Here is a 22,427-nt window from a genome sequence, read left to right as displayed (position 1 = left end):
CTAGACCACTTCTAAGAATAGATTCTTAGTGTTGCACTTGATTTGACAATTGAGGATTAAATATATTTGGCAATTAATCGCGCAATTTGACGAGAAAAGTGAACACCCAATTCGTTCCAAATTAATGATATTAATACTGTAAATCATGGTATTTTTAGAAAAAATCAATCTCATTTATCGAAAATTTCACTAACAAAAGGTAAACGAAAGCCTACAGGGGTCAACGATTGAGGCTATATTGGGGCAAAACATGCTCACACACTTTATTTGTATGGTTATAAAGTACAGTTTATAGTGTGTAAAAACGGGCTCTCCAAAATGGCTATAACCACCGCCATGCCGGGGATACGCGTCTTTTAAAAAATGTCCAAAATTTCTTTACATTTTAGACAAATAATTGTTTACAAGTTGACATAATGGATCTATACTAGCGTTGTTACATAGTTAGAGAAGCGTAACAACCGTCTAGGGAGGTTGTCGTTTCTGGGGTGACCAGAACAATTATGGGGATCAATAATGATTCTTGACTAGTTTCTGGCCGCACAGACTATTCGGCGTCACAGTGTTTTGGGAATCCACAACAGATTAAAAGGAGTGCATTATATTATGAAGAAGACAGTAAGCAGTATCTTATTAGCAAGTGCATTATTATTAGGAAGCGTTGCTCCAGTTGTTGCCAATGCGGCTTCAGTACCAACCTCTGGTACCACGAATGCTACCGCAAAGTTTGAAGCGCCAGATCCTGTTACGAAGCCAGTGGATCCTAACGACCCATCAAAGCCAGCAACTGGTACTCAAACTGGTAACGGTGCAACTACCGGTGACGGTAACTTAACTTTCTTATACGTTACTAATAATCTTGACTTTGGTTCAAGCAAGTCCGTAACTTCTGGCTCTCAAGATGTTAAGGGTCAAACGACTATTACCCCTGAAGCATTCTCTGATGGTACAACGAATTCAAATTTCGTTACTGAAATTTCTGACACTCGTGGTTCCAACGCCGGCTGGTCAGTTCAAGTTTCCAGTTCAAAGATGGTTGATAAGAGCAACTCTGATACGAACACAAACTTCTTAAAGGGTGCTACGATCGACTTTAACGGTGGTGCTGGCGCAACGACTATTAAGAACTCCGCTGATGCAACTACTGGTCTTTCCGCTAACTCAGTGAAGGTCTCAACCATTGATGGTTCTACTCAAACCATCTACGGTGCCGCTACTGATAGTGGTGCTGGTCAAACTACATTCCAACTCGACCCTTCAAACATTCAACTTTCTAGTGTCGGTGCTACGACTAACACTGGTACTTACTCCGGTACCTTGACTTGGGCTTTAAGCGACACCCCAGCCGCAGCTCCACAAGCATAAATTTTATTAATCGCGAGCAAAGGTGTCCATTGAATTTAACAATGAGCACCTTTTTCGCCTACATATGTTGTATCATGAAGTTGGTACGACCAGAGTCTAACTAGGGTAAGGCAGAGGTGTAAGGATGCAAGGATTAAAGAAGTTCCAACTCATGATACTCGCTGTTTTTGCGTTGTTGATTGGTGGTGTTGTTCCGGTGACCGCTAAAGCGGCTGGCGTGAATAACAATATTGGGTACAGCGTAGAAGCACAGATTCCAAAGAATCAAATTGATAAGAGTCAGTCGTTCTTTGAGTTGCGTATGAAACCTGGGCAGACCCAGACTTTGCATACGAAGATTTTTAATGTCACGAACCAAGATATTCGAGTGAAGTCAGCTGTGCATACAGCATGGACTAATTCGAGTGGGGTGATTGATTACATTAATACCCCTAAGTCTTATGACTCGTCGTTAAAATATAAAATGAGTGATATTAGCCGGGTTCAGGGCCAGAAGACCGTTACAGTTCCGGCTGGTGGCAGTAAGGTCGTCTCTGTTAACGTTCAAGTGCCTCAGGATAAATCGTATAATGGGTTGATCTTGGGTGCATGGTATTTTGAACGGGTTGACACTAAGGTCACTGGTAAAGTGAAGGGTGCCAACAATATCAAGAATAAGTATTCCTACGTTGTTGGTATGGAATACCTGATGGGTAAGGTACCAGCCGGAGATCTCAAACTTGGCAAAGTCGGTGCGGGGATGGATAACTATCACCGTGGAGTTATTGCCAATTTGAAGAACCCAACGGCTACCATTATTCCCAATCTGAAGCTAGACTCAACCATTACGAATCGTGATGGCGGTCAGACTGTAAAGCGTGTTCAAAAAGAGAACGTACAAATGGCACCAAACACAACGTATCGCTACCCAATGCTCTATGGGAAGACACCGTTGAAGGCAGGCCATTATCACCTGCACATGGTGGTTAAAAATAAGGATCGAACTTGGATCTTTGACCGCGACTTTACGATTACCAACGCGCAAGCCAATAAGTTTAATTCCGATTCAGTTGATGATCCGGGGGTTAACATCTGGTTGTTAATTGGTCTCGGCGCTTTGGCTATGTTGATCTTGGTTCTCTTGATTCTGTTAATTATCTATCTGATTCGCCGTCGTCGTAGAGATGAGGACGAGAATGAAAAGCAAAAGTAAGCGAAGTCCCTTGAGAAAGGAGGGCGTTGGTATGAAGAAATTCATCATAAACTTAATTATGGCGCTCGCGTTGGCCGTTGGGATCGGCGTAGCGACACCAGCGTTCGCCGCAACTGTAGATGGAACTAGTGGTACAACACAGACTAGTGTGTATATTCAGGGTTATCCAGTACCACCAACTCCGGAACCAACTCCGGAACCTAAACCGGTTCCTGAGCCATCTAAGGTTCACACGGGATCTGGTGCGGATCTTCCGGTAGTTCCTGATAAACCTTCTGGTAAGAAGACAACTAACAAGGACAAAACGAATAATCCAGTAAACAACCCAACAAAGTCAAATAAATTAGGAACCATTGTGAAGGCCGGTTCAGCAGATTTAGTTGCTGGACGGTTACCACAAACCAATGAATCGCGAGTCTTCTTAACCAGTTTGGTTGGCTTACTTTTATTAATTGTTTTAGTTTTGGCAATGAGTGTTTATCGTCAAGCCCGTTTACTCAACGAGAGGGGGTAAGTTGCAATGAAGCTAAAGAAACTTTTGCTCCAACTGAGCTTACTGCTGACTTTTGTCAGCGCGGGATCTTTAGTTGTTTCGACTTCGGCACATGCTTTGGGCAATCCTAGTGGTGTAGATGCGGATGCGACGCAACTGTCTGGTAATACTTATAACTCGCAACGAGATGCTGCTAACCTAGTTGATGGAAGTACAAATGGTGGAGACTATGGGCCTGGTAGTTATCCTAACCAAGACAGTGGGGTCTATGCTAATGGTGTTTCGGGTGGTCGAATTACGACAAAAACGACTAAGTTTTGGGTGAAGTTTACAGCCCCCGACTATGGATCAATGCATCTTACTCATGGTTATTTTAATCAGAAAGTTTATCCTGATATCAGTTATACGTTTAATGGCAAACCCATCTCACTTGTTCGAAACTCTGTGACAAGTTGGATTACTGGGACACCAACGTCGGTAACTAAGTTTCCATCAGGGTGGACGGAATTGGATGTCGATTTAAGAGGCCTTGGAGATACGATTACTTTACCAATCAACATTGGATTCTCGTATGACTATAAGGAAGATTATGTGGCAGAAGGAACCGCTATGTACTACACGGTTCAGTTGAAAGCCGATCCGGATGTCATTAAGAACATGGGGGATATTACGATCGATGGTGGCGGCACCATTGCTTCTTCGGCCCATACGGTCACTGGTACTGCCCAGCCTAACTTGAAGGTTAAGTTGACCGGTCTTGATGGGACGCACGTCGCTCAGGCTGACTCTACTGGTAAATTTACGATTAACTTAGGAACGGATACCTTAAAGACGTTGAATGCGACAAGTAGTATTACAGCTACCGAATACAATGACTTTGGGGATTCCAAGAGTGCCTCGGCTACAGTCGTTAACACCGTTCCGCTAACCATCACCTCAGGCACGCCATCCCTCACCGTCTCACCAGATGACTGGGATGCGCACATTGCCGGCAAGTCTTCGTCGGAGATTGCGACCTGGATTGCCTCGCAGACCGGCATGACGGCGACTAAGCCAGATGGCACCACGCCATCGACCTTGGCCTACGATACTACTGACGGCGACAGTCTTAAGGCAACCGTTGCTGGTGGAACGCAAGACGTCACGATGAATGTCTCTGACGCCGATGGTAATGCCTCGACAACGCCAGCCACGATTTCCGTGACGCGTGGTGCCGGGAAGTTACAGTTCGGCGACATGACCAATATGGTCTTTGGGAACGGCGCTACTTTGCCAATTCCTGGTCAAAAGACGCTCTATGCGCCTGGCGACTATCAGATCAATATTTCCGATACCCGTGAGATGGGGTCGGCCTGGTATGTCACCGCTAACGCAACGCCGATGACCGCCACAGATGGTAGTAATCGAACGCTCAGTGGCCATATCGTCTACGAAGATGGTAATGGGACCAGGACCCAGTTAGACAGCGGTAACGCGGTCCCTGTGGCCTCTGGTAAGCGCGACAGTAACTCGACAGACATCGCCAAGAGCTGGAATCAAGATGGTAAGTCCTACGATGGCAGTTCCGTACCAGCCGGGGTTTACCTGGACGCTAACCCGAACATCTACGCTGCGGGTGGGGCCACCGGTTATTCGGGGTCCATCACGTGGTCATTGACGGACGCGCCTGGCAATTAAACATTGTGGGGTTAGTCATTAAATAAACAAATTTATTAGAGTGTGATCCGGAAATGGATCGCACTTTTTTTGTGGCCAAGGATGCTAAAAAGGCCGCCACGACAGTTGCCGTGACGGCTTTACAATATCTAGTCGCTAATTTTTCATTGACTCGGCCATACTGTTTCTGAAGGACCAGCCGACGTTACTTCACGGCTACGATCTTCCCCACCGCAATTGGGAGAGTGACATGCGTGGAGTAGTGACCCACGGCGCCAGCCACCGTGTCAGGTAGAACGACGTCATCGGTCACCCCATGGATGTAGATGACCCGCTTATCAAGCTCGAGGTCACTGTCGTTGAAGGTGGCCTTGAACTTCTCAGGGCGGCCAGTGGCACGACCTTGGTGTAAGCAAAGTCGCCGTTAGCGTCGGCTACGGGGTAGGCATCATTAGGGATGTCCATCTCGTGCGGCGCATCGTTGAACGGCACCATGGTTGTGCCGGAAACCTTGAGTCGCCAGCTCTCACAACTGGTGGCCGAGGGGTTATTGAAGCTAGACGGCAAGCATGTCCGCCTTATTTGATGTTATTGGGTAGCCTGGGAAGGCTACCTTTTTTTATTTCACAACCCTTACCAGCTCACGGTTCCCAGTCACATACCCACCACCCTTAACGCGGTAGCGCAACTTACCGGAATCACTGTAGTCCCAGCCGGTCACGGTCAGGACAGTTCCCCGCCGGTAGTGGCGCTGGCGATGCCGTAGGTTGCGATCGCGGTAGCGGTTGACGCCATGCTTGGTGACGATCCGTTTAGCCTGGGGATGGCAACCATTACGGATGAGTTTCTTATTGGCTGTGATGTAGCGGCCATTTGGCAGGACGTAGCGCGTCGTTAGGTTGTGGCTGACCAACCGTTTTACCTTGATCATCTGGCCTTGGCGGTAGTGGGTGACCTTACCTGTCAGGTTCTTCTTCCGGTAGGCGTTGATGCCTTGGGGATTGATGACCGTGATGGTCTTGGCGACTTGCCGGTAGTAGACGGGTCCCACGTATTTGGGACTGGCGGTGATGTAGCCGGTCTTACCCGCCGTCTTCGAGTGGTGGTTGACGTCCTTGACCAGGTAGCGCAGCCGACCCTGAGGAGACTTGGCATAGCCGGTCACGCGAAACATGGGGCGGTTGATGCGCGGCTGTTTCCGGTAGAAATGCAGCCGGGCCTTTTTCGTGAAATGCGTGTCATTGTAGAGGCCAATCTTCTTCAAACCATAGACCGCGGCGCCTTTAGGCGTGATGCCGCCACCGCCACCGGAACTCGACGAACTCGAACTGGACCCACTAGAACTCGAACTGGACGATCCGGAACTCGAACTTGATGAGGAGGATGACGAGGTCCATTTCAAAGGGATCTCGTAGTCTTGCGTGTAGCCAGTCTGCGCGGCACTATACATATTCAAATACATCGTGCGGAAGCGCACCGTGTCGGCGCCGTCTGGAACTTTAACGACGTAGGTGTCGCTGGAGAGCGGCTCAGTCAGGGTAAAGCCGGCGTTGGTATACAGGTCAGAGAGCTTATCCATGTCTTCGGGTTCAGCTAATGGTTGGAACTCGGGGAAGGCGTAGCTCAGGGAGTTATAGAACCGACCGTTGCCCAGCAGGTGGCCGTCGACCGTTAGATTCCGACTCCCATAGGCGGGATAAACGCCCTCGTCGGGAAGGGTTGTGACACCATCGACAATTTTCTCGGGATCGTCACTGGCCAGTGTTTCCGTGCCGTCGAGGTCGTCTTGGAAGATGCGGTAATAGAAGCTACTCTTCCGGGAAAAATTGAAGAAGAGACTATTGGTGGTGTAGCGGTTAAGCTTATCAAGCTGGTATTCTTGCGTAACTTTGGGGTCGATGGCGATGGTGTGGTCGGTCACCGTGGTGGTTGGTAGGCGTTTAGCCGACGGGTGATGCTGACCCCAGGCCGTGAAGAAGTTGACCTGATTGGTCTTGGGGTTGTCGAACTGGTAGATCTGTTTAACCAGGGACAAATCAGTGATGTTGTTATTGGAGAGGTTCAGACTCGAAATGGCGGTCCAATCGAAGTCAGCGGGCGTTGGCGCGTCGACGGGCTTGGGGATCGATTTCAGGAAGGCTACAATCGTGGCGAAATCGGTATTGTCGAGGCCGTCATTAACCAGGGCTAAGGCATCGATATTGTTGAGCATCCAGTTGGGATTGGCCGCGTCGTCGACAGGGAACATGCCCAGAATTAATTTCAAATTGGCCCCGGATAGATTGGTTTGGTTGCGGATGACCAGACGGTTAACAACCCCTTTCAGTTGAAGCAGGTCCTGGTAGTCCGTGATGGGGTGGTGAATGTGGATCGTCAGGCTGTAGGCGATGCGGCGCAAGTCAGCCAGCGAATCCTCGGGGGTCAGACGCTTGGCGAGGTACTGCGAGTCGAGCACATCTGCCATCAGCTGGGGGTCATGGCTAAAGGCTTCGCGGATGGTGAGGTTGTCGGCAACTTCGACGGTTCGGTTGGCCGACGAGGTATGGCGGTCGGCCAGGGCTGGCGCGGTGGTTAGCGTGGTCACGCCTAGGACGACACAGAATAGGCCGAGCCAACGCAGATGGGGGTTATGAAGCATGGGGAGTCCTCCTTAAGAACTTTTGGTAAGCGGTTACAATAGTGAAACTAATTTGGTGGTTAGTCCTCACGATCAAGGGCCTTCATGATGGTCAGATAGACCATACCATGTGGGTCGGAGGGAGTAAACAAATTCACACCATAAATTAATTTATAAACGGTGATAATCCCGTGGTTATAGGCTTAACCGACGCTTGAGTGCAGAAAAAAACGCCGAGTACGGGCTCGACGTTGGCAAGGATTGTTTAGTTTCGTGGTCGCACCCAGATGTTTCCCAGGGTCAGTAACAGTGAGATGACGACGAGGGGGCAACTCAGTCCATAGAAGTACAGGGCGAAGTGGCCGGTGGTCTGTGGATTGAAGAAGGCCAGCAAAGGCCGGTGGGCGGCGGCACTTAGCGCGACCAGTAGGCCGAAGATGCCAAGTTGGCATAGCAGACCGCCATAAGTTGAGAAGCGATACTTGTGAACCATGGCGCTGTCGCTATCGACCGTCTCGAGGCCGTAGAGGGTCGCGTTGATGGTGGGGTTGTCGTAACCCACGTAGAGGGTGATCAGGAGCATACCGAGCAAATAGGAGCCAATCCAGGGCACTAGCAGTAGGACTTGTCCCACGATTACCCCGATCAGACTTAAATCACGGGATCGGAAGTCATTTCCACGTCCCAGGCGATGATACAGGGGATAGCCGGTTTCGAGGCCCAATAGATAAATGGCAAAGACCACGTACATCCCGTTTTTACCAAGGTAGAAGTAGGCAAAGAAACTGTTAAAGAGGAGCACCAGACTAACCAGAAAGCCCCGGCTCAATAACCGTAGCTTGTATTGCGGCAAGACGTGCCAGTCAAAGCGCAGTTCCACAATCAGGATGATTAGGGCAACGCCGATGATAGTCAGCGTCAACCAAGTTGGTAAGTGAACCGTGGCCTTCCGCAAAGTCGTCAGGACCCCCATGACGGCGAAGAAGACCAAGGACAGTGCCCAGCGCCAACCTTGTTGGAAGGGTTTAATCTGCCATGGCAGGTCGTCATAGAGTCCTCGAGTGACGTTCTGAAGCATCATCCCGCCAGGTAGCGCCACAAGGTAGAGCACGCCTAATAGGGCGAATGTCAGGGTGTAGTTAAACTTGGTAACGATGTCGATCACCGCAATTACACCCAGTCCGGCAAAGATTAACCAGTAGATCCGTTTCATTTTAAAGTTGGTCAGGTTCGTCAGGTGAAGTTTCACCGTGAGAAAGTACGGCCAGATGGTGGCGGCACTGTAGCCCCACAGAAGACTCCCAATGATGAGCCACCCGAGATGCGCGGTAAAGGCAAAGACCAGACTGCCGGCAGCCCCCAACGTCAGGCTCAAAATGAGGTAGGTCGAGGCTCGCAGGTGAAGTCGCTTGGTGTAGAAGATACTAGCGGCACGAGAGACGTAGAAGGCCACGAGGGCGATCAGGTAGGTGGTACTTTGGGTTTGTTGGAATCGGGCTAAGATGAGTAGGTAGGGAAGAATGATGCCGACGTTGGCCAGAAAATTAAGGGTCCCCACCGAGAAGTCCATCCCAGCTTGTTTAGATCGAGTCACGAGGAAGGCCTCGCTTTCATAGATTTTGTTTACAGTATACCAAATATCTCCAGTCGTGAGGATACGGCACCCTTATCTTGGTTCCTTTGACCGCAGGGCAAATAGTTCTAAGATCTTGTACTTTGGTTTTGAATCAAATGTTTTTTAGCCATCGCCTTTCGGGGGTCTGCTAGGAGGCTGGAACGCTGTGGGCGCGACTTTGAGCCCGAAGGGCGGTCTCAAAGCTCGGCCTTTTCGTAACCTGAGAAAACCACTCAGCTAACGAAAACGACACGGCTGAGCCTCCTATCAGCCCCCCTTCAGGCTTAGATCCAGCTTTGCCAGAAATGAGGGGGATCATTGGAAGTTGTGGCAGAAAGAAGTGGCTGGTCCTGAACTCTGGTGGTTGCTGTGGATTGGAGTTTGTCGAATAGGGATGATCCTATCGTAACTTGGGGATGCAGATGGCGTGGCTATAGGCGTGACGCATTGACGACGGGGAGTTGTGACCATCCTTTAGAGTGGCACTCACAGACAGTACAGGATTAAATCCAGTAGAAAAGGGTCGAGACCGGACGTCTCGACCCTCATTTAAATTGTTCAGTTTTGGTGATTGAAAGCTTCAAAAGTTGGCAGTTCCTGGCACCAGCGTTAACTTGAAAAACAGTCTTAGCCGGAGGAGGCCAGGGATGGAGCCGGCCGTGCAAATGGTGTTAACTGGCGGTTTGGGCCAGTTTACAGCATGGGCGACTTTGAAGACACGTGGTCTTCGGGGCTTCAAATCGAGCGAGAAGCCCGGTCCTCAGGCTGAAGCGTCCCCACAGCAGGCGTAATCCCTGGCAGCCGCAGGCGGCCATTTTGTCTCAAACTTGAGATTCAAATTCAAGAACCAAAGAGCCGGCCTAACGGCCCTTAAGAGTTAGTTCTCCGAAGAGGTCTTTGGCATTAACCGCTTTTCAATAAAGGACAGCACGAGGTCGGTGATGATTGCCATTAAGGCAGTCGGTAGGGCACCGGCCAGGATGATGGCCCCACCATTGGTGGCGTTGGTCCCGCGGACGATAATGTCCCCCAGACCACCGGACCCAATGAAGGACCCAATCACGGTAATCCCAATGCCCAAGACCAGAGCATTTCGAATTCCGGCGATGATCACGGACAATGACAGCGGAATCCGAATGGTCTTCATGACCTGGAACCGCGTCATCCCCATGCCTTTCCCGGCATCCAAGACGTCGGGGTCAACACTGAGCATCCCCGTGTAGGTGTTCTTGATGATTGGCAACAGCGAGTACAGGAAGACGGTGGCAATCACCGTGTTCTGCCCGAGTCCCAGTCCCAACATCAAGATGGATAACATCGCCAGGGAAGGAATGGTTTGGATCACGTTGGCAATCCCAATGATAATTGGGGAGAGCTTACGGTTCTGTGAAATCCAGATTCCAATAGGAATCCCCACAATGGCGCCGAACAAGACCCCATAGATTGAAACGAGGAACGTCAGGTTGAATTGATTGAGGACGTACATGCCGTTATGCGTAAAGTAGTAAATTAACTGACTGAATAAGCCCATGTCTTTCATGCCTAGTTCCCCCCTTCAAAGTAGTGGTGTTGTTTCAGATAAGCCTTGGCCACGGTCTGTGGTTCTTGGAGCTGATCGTCGACCTGGTAGTTTAGCTGTTGCATGGTCTTCAGTGAAATCTTACCCACCATCCGGTTGATGACGGGCTTGAGTTCTGGGTGTTTCTTCAAGATGGCGTCGGTAGCGACGGGACTCCCATCGTAGGGTGGGAAGAAGTCCTTGTCATCCTTTAACAGCTTTAAATTGTAGCTGCCGACTCGGCCGTCGGTGGAGTAACCCAGCACGGCGTCCATCTTGTCGGAAGCCAAGGCATCGTAGAGTAACCCGAGTTGCATGGGGTAAACGGTCCCGAAGCTAAATCCGTAATCCTTTTGGAAGGCGGGGTAACCGTCACCGGGACGGTTTTGCCAGATTTGGTCAATCCCGACCTTCATGGTTGGGGCGAGTTTCTTCAAATCACTGACATTTTCCAGATGGTGTTTCTTGGCGTAACTCTGCTTGACCATCCAGGCATAGGTATCGGCGAATCCATAGGACTCAAAGTAAGTCATATGGTAACGGTCTTCGAAGGCCTTGGTGACCGTTGACTTCACGGTCGCGGGATCCCGCTCGAATTTTTCGTTCAGAACGGTGGTCAAGTCGGTCCCGTAGAACCGGATGGAGGAGATGTCAGCGTTGCCGTTTTTGAGGGCGTTAAAGCTGACATTTCCGGAGCCTAAGTTATTAATAATGGTTGAATCCAAATCGGTGTAGTGGCTAATCATGCCTTGAATCATGTAGGCCATGATCTGTTGCTCGGTGGTGTTCTGCGCGGCAATCCGAACGGTATTGTCGCCGGAACCAGCCAACCCGGGCAGGCTACAGCCACTCATTGGTATGATCAAAATGACTAACAGAAGTCCGGCTAGCCATCGACGTAAGTGTTTTCGCATGACGGACCTCCTATCGTAATTCTCGTGGGGTTACGGTTGCTTCCAGTCTACCTAAGAGGTAGTCGACCACCAAGGCCAGGATGATCACGGGGATCGATCCGCCTAAGATCAGGTCGGAACGGTACAGATTTAACCCGTTGAAAATGAAGTCACCCAAGCCACCGGCACCGATGTAGGAAGCCAGCGTGGCCCACGCAATGACGTAGGTCGCAGAGAGCCGGATGCCAGACATGATGACGGGCGCGGCTAAAGGAATCTCGGCACGTACCATGGATTGCCACCAGGTCATCCCCATCCCTTTAGCAGCATCACGGACGGCGGGAGAGACCCCCTCCATGCCGAGATACGTGTTCCGTAAGATGGGCAGTAACGAGTAGATAAATAGGGCGACAATGGCGGGGGTGGACCCAATCCCAAAGATGGGAATCATCATGGCTAACAGCGCCATGGCGGGGATGGTTTGCAGTACCCCGGCCAGGGTAATCACCGCGTTGGCCCCGTGCTTCATCCGCGTGAGCAGAATCCCCAAGGGAACGGCCACGATGACCCCGAGTCCCAGCGCGGCGGCCGAGATGTAGAGGTGTTGTCCGGTCTTACTGATTAATTGCATCCCATAAGTTTGCAGAAAGCGAATCATTGTGATGATTCGCCCCCTTCATGAGTTGCGGCAGCGTGGATATCGGCATTGATTGGTGAGGCAGGTTCCTCATCGGTTGCCGGTGCCCCGCGCAAGGCATCGTAGACGATGTCGACTAAGGCCGTCCGCGTGACGATCCCAACCAGGTGCTTCTTGGCATCGACAACGGGGACGTTTTTAACCCCCTGTTTCAAAATACGATCGACGGTATCGCTGATCAGCGAACTGGCTTGAACGTAGAAGACCTCGCGGTTGGTGAAACGGCTGACGGGGGTGGTGGCGTCCGTGATCCGGTTGATGTCGTCCAGATCGACGTAGCCCTCGAGCACGCCCTCGGCATTGGTAACCAGCAACGTATCAACTCGCCGGCTATGCATCAGGTCAATGGCGTCGTCCAACGTCTTGTCTGGTGTGATAGCGACGGGGTTCTTTAACATGATTTGACTGACAGAGAGAATGTTGGGTTGCGCTCTGATCAGGCGTTCTTCCCCAATTAAATTGGTGACGAATTCGTTGGCCGGGTGCCGCAGAATGTTATTGGGCGTGTCGACCTGAACCTGCTTCCCGTGGCTCATAATGACCACGCGAGTGGCGAGGTGGAGGGCTTCATCCATGTCGTGGGTCACGAAGATAAAGGTCTTGCCCAGATCTTCTTGGAGCCGCTTGACCAATTCCTGTAAGGATTCACGGGTGATCGGGTCCAAGGCACCGAAGGGTTCGTCCATGAGGATGATGTCCTGATCGGCAGCTAAGGCCCGCACAACCCCGATCCGTTGTTGTTGCCCACCGGAGAGTTCACCGGGGTATCGGTTCAACATTTCTTGGGGAAGTTGGGCGAGGTCAATCATCTTGACCGCCTGCTTGGCCCGCTTTTCCTTGGACCAGCCTAATAACTTAGGCACGATTTCAATATTTTCCTGAATGGTCATGTGGGGCATCAGACCGACGTTTTGAATCACGTAGCCGATCGAGCGCCGCAGCTTGACGGGGTCCATCTTAGAGATGTCCTTCCCGTTGATTTTGATGGTTCCTGACGTTTGATTTAACATGCGGTTGATCATCCGCATTGTGGTCGTCTTTCCGGAACCAGACGTCCCAATAAAACAAATAAATTCGCCGCGATCGACTTGTAAGTTGAAGTCGTCAACGGCGAGTTTGCCATTGGGATATTCTTTGTTTAAATGTTCCATTGAAAGTAGCATAGATTAACCTCCTGTATAGTGGTGTTGCGCCCGAGCGATCCCCGGGAAAAGAAATAACGATCGGTGTGCCAAGGTGGCGCACGCACGGCGGGCAACCTGGAGACCGGTCGTATTTGATTGTGAAACCTGCAAATTAGTTGCTATCCATTGTACATGAAACCAATAGTTTTTCCAAATGAAGACTATTGCTGGTGTTGATAGTCGCAAGGGCTGTATGGCCAGCGATCCCTTAACGGCAAGGGGTTTAGCGACCGGATGGCCGTTATCTGGGGATTTTATCTATTTAAGCATAACATATTTAACTAGCTGGTGGCTAAGAATGGCCTAATCACGCAGGACTGGAGCCTTGAAAATTAGTCAAAATTTTTTTCAAATGAAGGCTTGCCTTCGACCTACTATAACCCCTTATAATAATGAACATAATCAAAAAGAGAGGAAGATCACCTTTGAAAAATATCTTAATCGTAGGTGCCTTGGATTCGTCCGGGCAAGCCTTTATTCGCCAGCTGAGCGACCTGAATACGGTCAATTTGACCGTCTACACCCCGAGCGACGTGACGTTACCCGCCAACGTTGCCGGTCTAACCGGAGAACAGATTGACGAAGGTGGTCTGAGCGCCGCCATGTTGGACCAGGATGCCGTCGTGGCCTTGGTGCCAACGATTCGCCTCGTCGCCGTAACGCAAACCATTGTGACGGCAGCTAAAGCCACTGGCGCCGCACGTGTGGTGGTCAGCCGTACCGATGACATCGAAGAACTCCCAGGTGAGTTACGCACCGCCCAACGCGCGTTGATTGACCTGCCCGTAGCCGATTTGGTTACCGGACTCGGCAGCGTGCGCGCACTACTAGGCCTGCCGATGGTGGTTCCCAGCAGTCAGCCGTTGGTCTCTGGGTTAGCTGGATAATAGGGAAAATAAAGCCCTCAGAGTTGGAAAAATCCAATTCTGGGGGCTTTATTGCAGAGTGGCTTCGCTAGGCACTCGTTATTTAAAATGATTGTCTGCGTTCACCCTTAAAGTAGTGGTTGGCATACTTTTTTGCATTTTTCTTGCTGTGGTAGGCGTTACCGTCTGTCCAGGCATCAGCACCACTTGCTAACTGTAAGGTGGCATATTTGTGACCGCCAATTTTACGCGTCATTTTTCGATAGTAGGTGGCACTACCGGCAGACTGGTACCAGCCCTTAACGCTGACCCAATGTTCATGCTTGAAGGCCGACGTGTTTTGAGCAACCACCCAAGTCGGGTGCTTAATCTTAGCAGGGAACTTCACAGCATAAGATAATTTTCGTGAATGTAGATTGTTGGTAAATCCTGTGCCGACAATCTTTTTAGAAGCGATTTTGTAGCGATACATTGTGTGGTATTGGTAAGTGTACCAAGTTCCCCGGATACTCTTGGGGAATGATTTTAATGTCGTTTTGGCTTTAGCGTGAGCCACTACTGGGGGCAGAACCCAGGGCAACTGTGCCTAAGGGTAATGCTAATAAACCCACCATTAACATGATCTTTTTATTCATTTTTTCTAGATCTCCTTATCTTGACTTAGCACTATCAGTAATGTTTGAAACTGGCCTGAAAGTATTGCTATACCGAACTTAATAAATGAGTTGGTTTCTAAAAGATGGACAGTTTATTCTTACTTATAAAGACTAAATTTATGGCCGTATAATTTGAATGTTACATGGTGCTTGTTGATAAAATGCATGGTCGGCATCGATTGATTTTTCCGTAGTTCAAATTCATAACCTCTGAATTTATAACGACGATGGCCGACCTTTTTGTATCGTAGATGTGACAAGTGTGGATCGTTGTCATCAAGAACTAATAGCTTTTTAGAAATCATCATATCGACACCCATGTGGCCCTTTAAGAAATCTTTATCTCCCCAGGTACCACGTGCGATTTTAGGTGCTCCTTTGTGCCAACTAGCTGCCTGTGCTGAGGTATTACTGAGTGTGGTAGTTCCTAATCCTAAGCTCCCTAAAACTAGTAATGATGCAATAAATTTATGACGCATCTTTTGACATCCCCAAATCTACGTATTTTAAATGCTTTTCGTGTCCTAACTATTACTATAATACACATTTTAAAGCGTTTCAATAGTAACATAAGGTGAAAATTCAGGTTCGATAAGATTTAATGAATGGATTTTATTCTTCATAACTACCGGCTAGCACAGATGAAGCACTGAAACTAATATTGTTTACGCCCATAAAAAATGCCTACCCAATCAGTCCAATTAAGGATTGTTTGAGTAGGCATTTACATTTTAATTATTAGCAGGCGGTTACTTTCACAACGAATGAATCTAATCCGCCACCTGAGCTTGAGGCTTCCGAATTTCCGGAACCAGCCACCAGACCAGGCCGAGGTTAATCAGCATCAACATCGCCGTGGAGATGAAGACCGCGTTGTAGTTGAAGACCCCGGCGATCCAGCCACCCAGCAGGGAACCCATCATGTTACCGATCGATTGGAAGGATTGGTTCCAACTGAAGACGGTGGAGGTGAGCTCGACGGGGGAGTTCTTGGTCAGGAGTGTTTGAATTTCTGGGAACAAGGCCCCATCGGAAATACCTATCATGAACCGCAAGATCCCCAGCATCCAGACGCTGGTGACGAACCCTTGCGGTAGGTACATCAGTGTGGCGAAGATATAGCCGAAGATGAGGACTCGTCCGGACCCGTGCTTGTCCCCGTAACGCCCAAGGCGTGGGGAGGCAAAGATATTCGAAACCCCGGGTAGGGCCGCGATAATCCCGGCAACCACGGTGATGGGGCCCACGTTATGCATGAGTTCCTTGACGTAGAGACTGATGATAGGGGAAATGGAGATGTTCCCAAATTGCACGATTAACGTCGAACTCAACAGAACCAGAATCAATTTTGGATTCGGGAAGGCCGCCAACGGATTGTGACTCTTGTGGCCGTCCGTACTGGTGGTGGGGGTGACTGGCTTGAACTTTTCTTCCACGAAAATCCAGCTCAGGAAGAAAGTCGACAGCAGGAGCAGCGCCGTGATGAAGAAGGTCAGGCGAATGGAAAAAATCTGCGCCAAGACCCCACCAATCACGGGGCCCAGCAACATGCCACTGGTCACCCCGGTCATCAGGGTACTCAGTGAAGCCCCGGAGTGCTTCCGCGGCGTCTGGGAGGCCACGAGGGCCTGGGCATTAGAAATGAACCCAGCGAAGACCCCTTGGAGCGCCCGCAAGGCTACCAATTGCCAGACGCTGGTGGCGAAACCCATCAGGGCCATGGCAAATGCCGTCCCCAATGAGGCCCGCAGTAACATGAGCTTACGGCCTTTACGGTCGGCGACCATGCCCCAGAGTGGGGATGCGATGGCGCTGACAAAGAAGTCGGCGGCGTAAACCAGGCCACTGTACATGGTGACCTGGGATTTGGTGTAGTCGCCTAAACTACTAATATATAATGACAAAAACGGCATGATTTCACTGAAAGCCATGCCGGCAACAAACGTACAGAACCAAAGAACCCGTAGATTACGACGCCACGGGCCACTTTCTCTCTCGGCTTCATCCAATGTGAGTCAACTCCTTATGGGGATAGATTAATTGATGATCTGACCAAAAGTCACACCCACCAATTTGATTTATTCGTTAGTATTAACCCCACTAACATACCCTCATAAGCCCGAAACGTCAATCTCTCGGCGACTTTTGTATGCGCTCGCAATTGTTTAATAATGCCTGATTCCGCGATAATTATTTTTATTTCAACTGAGACGCTGAATGATCTAACTTGATCGGATCGGGTGAAGCCCTAGCAGAGCGGGACCGACACACAATAAACCAAAACTCCCGGGACCGTTTCCAAACTAAGAAAAGGTTCCGGGAGTTTTAGTAGTCAAGCTGACCTATTCATCTGGATAGTCGACTGGGAAGAGATCCCCATCCGCAATGCGGGCCAACAGGGACCAAGATGGGATGAAGAAGGCATTCCCGGTGATCGGCGTACTGAAATCCAGCAGCCGGTCACTTTGGGTAAACATATTCTCTAGCATCCGCTGGGTGACGGTGAAGTGACGGGCGTAGCCGATGAAGTAGGTGCCGGCCACGCCGCGACTCGGGTCGCCATAGGGTACGTTCATGCGGACAATCTTGTGTTCCACACCGTCATCGTTGTCCTGAGAGGCCAGGTTGTGGGCGTTAGGTAATTTATCATCGTCGTAGAGTTCCTGATCGCTGAACTTGTGACGACCGATGGCCCGCTCTTGGTCCTCAGTAGCGAGATTATTCCAGGCATCCAGGTTGTGAGTGTACTTCTGGGCAAAGGCGTAAGACCCGTTGATGAAGTCGGGGTCTTCGTCACCAATAACGGCGTATTCCGGGGCTTCGGGTCCGGATGGGTTCTCAGTGCCGTCGACGAACCCAATGATGGCGCGACCTTCGAAGTAGCGGAAGCCAACCGTCTCATCCACGACGCTGGTCCAGCTGTGGAGAAATTCCCGAAGTTCGGAAGCTATCTCGTAGACCACGGCCATGTCGTTGGCGCGGATGTGCAAGAAGAGATCGCCCGGTGTGGCGGGTGCCGTGTACTTGGGCCCGACCACCGGTTGAAAGGCGACGAGTTCTTTCGGTGGTTGGACGGTTGGAAATAAGAGTTGCCAGGCGCTGGTCCCCAAGCCAAACGCCACACGGAGATCGGCCTGCGGGTAACGCACGTTTAGGCTGCGTTCGGTGGCCCCTAGGCGATCGGCGAAACAAGCCATGGCCTCGCGGGCCTTGATACGGTCATTTTGGTCAATAAGTAAAGTGGTAAATAACACGTTTTTGCCGGCATCACGAAAGACATCTTGCGCGTCGGCAAGGTTGATTTGTGGCATAGTGACTCCCCCTCGATATCAGAATGTTTACACCTAAGTTGAGTATATCAGGGGGCCGATAAATGGTTTCGCTAGCTGACCGCTGAGTGGGTGGAAAGTTGGGGAAATTTAAAAACCAGCGACCGAAATCGCTGGCTTTTGATTAGTTATTTTGTTGACGGAAGGCTTGTAGACCGCGCTTGAGTCGGTCCAAACCATCGGCGAGTCGTTCGGCAGGACAGGCCACGTTGATGCGGATAAAGTCGTGGCCGTTGCCACCGTAAACGGCACCGGCGGTAATGAAGAGGCCGGTCGTCTGCCGAATAACTTGGCAGAGAGCCTGGGTGTCCGTCGTGACGTCACGACAGTCGATCCAGACCAGATAGGTGGCATCGCCGGCAATTACGTGAAGTTTCGGCAGATTCTGCTGCACGAACTTGGTGACAGCTTGGCGATTAGCGGTAATCTGGCGGTTTAAGTCGTGAACCCAGTCAGCACCGGTGGTGTAGGCCGCGATACTACCATCGATGGCAAAGGCGTTGGGTTCAGCCAATTCATCGGTGTTGATGCCGCGGTCCACCACATTGCGACGGTGTTCATCGGGGATGATCAGGGTTGCGGCGTGTAAGGCCGCAACGTTAAAGGTTTTGCTGGGCGAAACGGCCGTGATGCTAACCGCGGCACAGGTATCACTCGCCGCGGCGAAAGGTGTGTAACCCTTGCCGGGCGTGGTGATGTCGCCATGGATTTCGTCGGAGAAGACGGTAACGTGGTTGGTCGCGGCCAGTTCGCCGATTCGGCGCAACTCGTCCGGCGTCCAAATCTTACCGACGGGGTTGTGTGGGTTGCAGAGAATCATCATGCTGGTCAACGGGTCAGCCATCTTTGCGGCCAGGTCGTTCCAATCGATGCTGTATTGGCCATTGGCATAGTGGAGGTCGCTGGAGAGCACGTGGCGACCGTTGTTGACGATCGAGTTATAGAAGATATTGTAGACGGGGGCCTGAACCAGAACGTTGTCGCCCACGTGACTCACACGGCGCACGGCCGAGGAGATGGCAGGAACGACACCGGTGACAAAACGCATCCAATCTGTCTGGGGCGTCCAGTTGTGTTCTGTAGTCAGCCAGTGTTGCACGGCGTCAAAGTAGGCTTGCGGAACTTCTTCGTAGCCGAAGATTCCTGTGGCCGCCTTCTTTTGAATCGCGGCGACGATGCCAGGCGCCGTGCGGAAGTCCATGTCAGCCACCCACATGGGAAGCTCATTGTCAGCCACGTCCCATTTTACGGAATTGGTATGACGCCGATCGATCATTTCTGAAAAGTTATTGCTCATGGGTGGCCTCCTCGGTGGTAATAGTGGTCTGGCTCCGATCGATGGCGGGTCGTCAAAGATGATGTCGCCAATGGCTGGCGCCGAGATACTGCCGTTGATCGGGTTCTTTACGCTGTCGATGGTCGTGTTGATCGTGGCATCGATATTGGAACAGTATTCGAAGGAAAGGTTGGTGTTGACTAGAGAACAGTTGCGCATGGTCAGGTGATCCACGTAACACAGCCCTTGTTCACTTTCCAACCAACAGTTAACGAAGGTGATATTCTTCGTATTCCAGGCGAGATATTCCCCGATGATGGTTGAATCATAGATCGTGACGTTGTCACAATTCCAGAAGGCATCGTGGGTGATGAAGGTTGAGTTGTGCACCTCGACGTTCTTGCTCCCGTCAAAGGCGTAGTTCCCGTTGACCTTCAGGTTATTCACGACCACGTTGGTACTGTTCATCCCGAAGTAATCCCCGGTAGCGGTGACGTTGTCCAAGTGGAGATCATCACACCACCAGAGGGTTTCACCGGCATCGGCGAAGGTCACGTCGTCTAAGTGAAGGTTCTGGGCGTGCCGGAAGGTCTTCGTCGCGCGAATCATGCTGTGTGCCATTGTCATATCCTTGGCATACCAAGCGCCAGCGTGGGCATCTGGCTGCCAGGTCGTGTGATCCAGTTGGGTGTGATCGGTGTACCACAGGGGGTACTTGTACTTGAAAATGGTGTGGTCAATAGCGAGATTCTTCCCGTGCTTGAGGGGAGATTCACCGTCGACGAAAATACTGTTGGTAATGTGGAGATCGTGACCTTGGAATAAGGCCCGTTCACCGGTTAAGGTTTGTTGATTAACTTCTTTCAAATTATTCGCTCCTTTGGATTAACTCATCTGGGTCTATTGTAGGACCTTCGAGCCACTCTAGGGCAAGTCATTTGTTAAAAGTTGTTAGATCTGGCGGCGATACCAGTAGAAACGATCGATAATCAGTAGGCCGCCGAGCCAGACGGTTCCTAGGATTAACCAGAATTGGCCACGATCGATGACTGGGGCAACGTTTCGTTGTGTCAGATGGAAGCGTAAATACTGGTCGGGGTGGCCCACGATTGGTTCTGGCAGAACAGGGTACGTTGCTGGAACCGTCACGAATTTAACCGGGGTCGGCTGAAGATTGGTGATTGTCAGGCGGTAGTGACCCGCAGGCTGAACGGGCAGGTCCTGTTTGAGCTGGATAAGCGGATCCGGCTCAGGGGTGTGCCAGACGATGCGACCTTGGTCGTTACGCAGGGTAATTTGGCCACGGAACGGGAAGGTCGGATCAATAGAGAGCCGATCAAAGGCAATTGGGGCCGTGAGTGGTTGGGTGAGGCTCTTACCTGGTTTGAGTTTGAAGTGGTGGTTCTGGAAGTAGCGGCCCTCATTTTGGTTGATCACATAGATGGGATTGTCGACGGGGGTTGTGGTGAGCCCGTAGTTCTGCCAAGCACTGACCAAAATGAGGCCACTGAAGGCTAGGGCCATGCCCAGCGGAATCCATCGACTACGGGTTGACCAACGCAGGAGGTTAAGTGGTTGGCGATAGCCCGCCGCGGTCCCAGCGATTAGGAGGGGCAGAATCGGCAGAGCGTAGCGTTCCTCGGTTTCCCAGAAGATGACGTGAAAGCAGATCAGGCCGATAACGAAGAGGCCACCGATAAGGTAAGTCGCACTCAGTCGGCGACGACGGATCTGCTGAACCCCCCAGCCACAGGAGACGATGAGGAGCGCGAGGTAGTTGAGCTGACTCCAATTGGCCAGGAACCATTCAACTGTGTTGCGATGCTGTCGGTACCAGTTAGGGGCTTGCTCGAAGTCCGCCGTAATCTGAAAGGCATCGAAGGTTCCAGTGGCTAAGAAAAGTTTCGTTTTTTTAACGAGGTGATACATAACCCCGCCAATCCCCAGCGTCTGCCAGGATTCTTCCAAATGCTTCTTGGCCAAGGCTTGTTTGCGCGCGGCGGTGGGTTCATCGCGAATAGAATCCACGTCGGGACGGCTGTATTCCCCGTGAGTCGTCGGGTTCCAACTCATGGCGATCCAACTGGTTGCCGGTAAGGCTAACGATGGATCTTCTTGATAGCCAGCGGCGCGTTGAACGGCATGGCTCCCGCCGATACCGGCACCGAGCATGGCGATCAAGAGCACTGTGATGCTGGTTCGGGCTAGCCAAGGTCGGGGACTGGCATTATTGACCAGCCAGAGGCCTAAGATAACGGCGATGGCTAGGACAATAAAGTTGGCCTTCATGAGAATGGCGAAGGTGAGAAAGACGCCAACGAAGAGGGTCCAGCCCAGCCGTTTCGGCCACGTGGTCGCGCGCAGTAAGTTTGATAATCCGGCCAGAACGAGCAGGCCAATTGGCAACACGGCGAGGTCGCTATACGTGTTGAGCGCGTAGGCATAGAGCGGAACCGTACCCATGATAATCACTAAAAAGAGGTGTCCACGGGCGATGTTGCGGCGTCGAAGAACACACCAGAAGGCCAGCAGACCACAATCCAGCCAAGCAAATTGGATGAGGTTGAGATCGATGCCAGTGAGGGTGGTTCCGAATAGTTGGGCGATCTTCATGAGGCCGGCCAAGACCAAGGTGAAGTTGATGTTATTAGGGTAGGTGTAGAAGTAAGTCGACCAGTCAGCGTGGCCGTGAAGCAACGTTAAGGCTTGCTGGTGAACGAAGTAGAGGTCAGCTCGCGGGGCACTGACCCAATTGAAGGCGACAAAGAGTTGAATGGCCAGCAGGACGCCCCAGAGTCCCCAGCTGAGCCAGCGATGCTGAGTCGCGGTACGGCGGTGAAACCAGCGAAAGAGGAGACCGATGATGCCGAGATAGACCCCGGCTCCTAAGAGGATGACCAGTGGACTCAGCCAGTTGTGATCGGTACGAAAGCCGACAGGAGACACACCAGCCAACACGCCGGTCAGAAATAGAGTCAAACTGATGAGGCCGACTAAGCCAGTTGTTAAGCGTTGGCGTGTGGTCATGAG

The 22,427-nt window shown here is 51.0% G+C and carries 17 protein-coding genes and 2 pseudogenes; 5 read left to right on the top strand and 14 right to left on the bottom strand.

Features of this window, described 5'->3' with window-relative positions:
• Positions 1-606: 606 nt before the first annotated feature.
• The 4 genes from IV54_RS02475 to IV54_RS02460 all read left to right on the top strand — a co-directional run bounded on the left by IV54_RS02475 (position 607) and on the right by IV54_RS02460 (position 4,727).
• Positions 607-1,365 (top strand): WxL domain-containing protein, encoded by a 759-nt coding sequence (locus tag IV54_RS02475; RefSeq protein WP_057877817.1) that lies wholly within the window; start codon positions 607-609, stop codon positions 1,363-1,365.
• Positions 1,366-1,489: 124 nt separating this feature from the next.
• Positions 1,490-2,557 carry a WxLIP family cell surface protein gene (locus IV54_RS02470; protein ID WP_057877816.1) on the top strand — a complete coding sequence of 356 codons (1,068 nt, stop codon included), beginning with the start codon at positions 1,490-1,492 and terminating at the stop codon, positions 2,555-2,557.
• Positions 2,558-2,588: 31 nt separating this feature from the next.
• Positions 2,589-3,071 carry an LPXTG cell wall anchor domain-containing protein gene (locus tag IV54_RS02465; RefSeq protein WP_057877815.1) on the top strand — a complete coding sequence of 161 codons (483 nt, stop codon included), beginning with the start codon at positions 2,589-2,591 and terminating at the stop codon, positions 3,069-3,071.
• 6 nt (positions 3,072-3,077) lie between these two features.
• On the top strand, positions 3,078-4,727 hold the full coding sequence (locus IV54_RS02460; RefSeq protein WP_057877814.1) for a hypothetical protein: 1,650 nt from the start codon (positions 3,078-3,080) through the stop codon (positions 4,725-4,727).
• A 184-nt stretch (positions 4,728-4,911) separates the two neighbouring features.
• Here the strand turns inward: IV54_RS02460 and IV54_RS11450 are convergent.
• From IV54_RS11450 to IV54_RS02430, 7 genes and pseudogenes are all read right to left on the bottom strand, one after another.
• Positions 4,912-5,216: pseudogene (locus IV54_RS11450) on the bottom strand (hypothetical protein); the annotation flags it as partial.
• Between the two features lie 109 nt (positions 5,217-5,325).
• Positions 5,326-7,344, bottom strand: a complete 2,019-nt coding sequence (locus IV54_RS02455; protein WP_057877813.1) for a DUF5776 domain-containing protein — start codon at positions 7,342-7,344, stop codon at positions 5,326-5,328.
• Between the two features lie 244 nt (positions 7,345-7,588).
• Entirely contained in the window at positions 7,589-8,917 is a 1,329-nt protein-coding gene (locus IV54_RS02450) for a hypothetical protein (protein WP_057877812.1), read from the bottom strand.
• Positions 8,918-9,815: 898 nt separating this feature from the next.
• On the bottom strand, positions 9,816-10,478 hold the full coding sequence (locus IV54_RS02445; RefSeq protein WP_057877811.1) for an ABC transporter permease: 663 nt from the start codon (positions 10,476-10,478) through the stop codon (positions 9,816-9,818).
• 2 nt (positions 10,479-10,480) lie between these two features.
• The gene (locus IV54_RS02440) at positions 10,481-11,410 is read right to left on the bottom strand and encodes an osmoprotectant ABC transporter substrate-binding protein (protein WP_057877810.1); all 930 of its coding nucleotides are present in this window, start codon (positions 11,408-11,410) and stop codon (positions 10,481-10,483) included.
• A 10-nt stretch (positions 11,411-11,420) separates the two neighbouring features.
• Positions 11,421-12,047: an ABC transporter permease gene (locus tag IV54_RS02435; protein ID WP_057877809.1), complete on the bottom strand. Its 627-nt coding sequence runs from the start codon at positions 12,045-12,047 to the stop codon at positions 11,421-11,423.
• Positions 12,044-13,249 carry a betaine/proline/choline family ABC transporter ATP-binding protein gene (locus IV54_RS02430; RefSeq protein WP_057877808.1) on the bottom strand — a complete coding sequence of 402 codons (1,206 nt, stop codon included), beginning with the start codon at positions 13,247-13,249 and terminating at the stop codon, positions 12,044-12,046. Before IV54_RS02430 ends, IV54_RS02435 begins: the two co-directional genes overlap by 4 nt.
• 446 nt (positions 13,250-13,695) lie before the next feature.
• On the opposite strand from IV54_RS02430, the gene IV54_RS02425 reads away from it, so the two are divergent.
• The gene (locus IV54_RS02425) at positions 13,696-14,157 is read left to right on the top strand and encodes a Rossmann-fold NAD(P)-binding domain-containing protein (RefSeq protein ID WP_057877807.1); all 462 of its coding nucleotides are present in this window, start codon (positions 13,696-13,698) and stop codon (positions 14,155-14,157) included.
• A gap of 82 nt (positions 14,158-14,239) precedes the next feature.
• Here the strand turns inward: IV54_RS02425 and IV54_RS02420 are convergent, their stop codons facing one another.
• The 7 genes and pseudogenes from IV54_RS02420 to IV54_RS02390 all read right to left on the bottom strand — a co-directional run bounded on the left by IV54_RS02420 (position 14,240) and on the right by IV54_RS02390 (position 22,424).
• Positions 14,240-14,608 (bottom strand): hypothetical protein, encoded by a 369-nt coding sequence (locus tag IV54_RS02420; RefSeq protein ID WP_057877806.1) that lies wholly within the window; start codon positions 14,606-14,608, stop codon positions 14,240-14,242.
• Between the two features lie 282 nt (positions 14,609-14,890).
• Positions 14,891-15,271, bottom strand: a complete 381-nt coding sequence (locus tag IV54_RS02415) for a hypothetical protein (protein ID WP_057877805.1) — start codon at positions 15,269-15,271, stop codon at positions 14,891-14,893.
• Between the two features lie 291 nt (positions 15,272-15,562).
• Positions 15,563-16,801 (bottom strand): MFS transporter, encoded by a 1,239-nt coding sequence (locus IV54_RS02410; RefSeq protein ID WP_057877804.1) that lies wholly within the window; start codon positions 16,799-16,801, stop codon positions 15,563-15,565.
• A gap of 333 nt (positions 16,802-17,134) precedes the next feature.
• Positions 17,135-18,103 carry a Dyp-type peroxidase gene (locus tag IV54_RS02405; protein ID WP_057877803.1) on the bottom strand — a complete coding sequence of 323 codons (969 nt, stop codon included), beginning with the start codon at positions 18,101-18,103 and terminating at the stop codon, positions 17,135-17,137.
• A 142-nt stretch (positions 18,104-18,245) separates the two neighbouring features.
• On the bottom strand, positions 18,246-19,418 hold the full coding sequence (locus IV54_RS02400; protein ID WP_057877802.1) for a MalY/PatB family protein: 1,173 nt from the start codon (positions 19,416-19,418) through the stop codon (positions 18,246-18,248).
• A gap of 105 nt (positions 19,419-19,523) precedes the next feature.
• Positions 19,524-20,264, bottom strand: a pseudogene (locus tag IV54_RS02395) (DUF3737 family protein); the annotation flags it as partial.
• 84 nt (positions 20,265-20,348) lie between these two features.
• Positions 20,349-22,424 carry a glycosyltransferase family protein gene (locus tag IV54_RS02390; protein WP_057877801.1) on the bottom strand — a complete coding sequence of 692 codons (2,076 nt, stop codon included), beginning with the start codon at positions 22,422-22,424 and terminating at the stop codon, positions 20,349-20,351.
• Between the last annotated feature and the right edge of the window lie 3 nt (positions 22,425-22,427).

The sequence above is a fragment of the Levilactobacillus paucivorans genome, from assembly GCF_001437125.1.
Classification (GTDB): domain Bacteria; phylum Bacillota; class Bacilli; order Lactobacillales; family Lactobacillaceae; genus Levilactobacillus; species Levilactobacillus paucivorans.
This window is presented reverse-complemented; position numbering and strand designations above follow the sequence as displayed.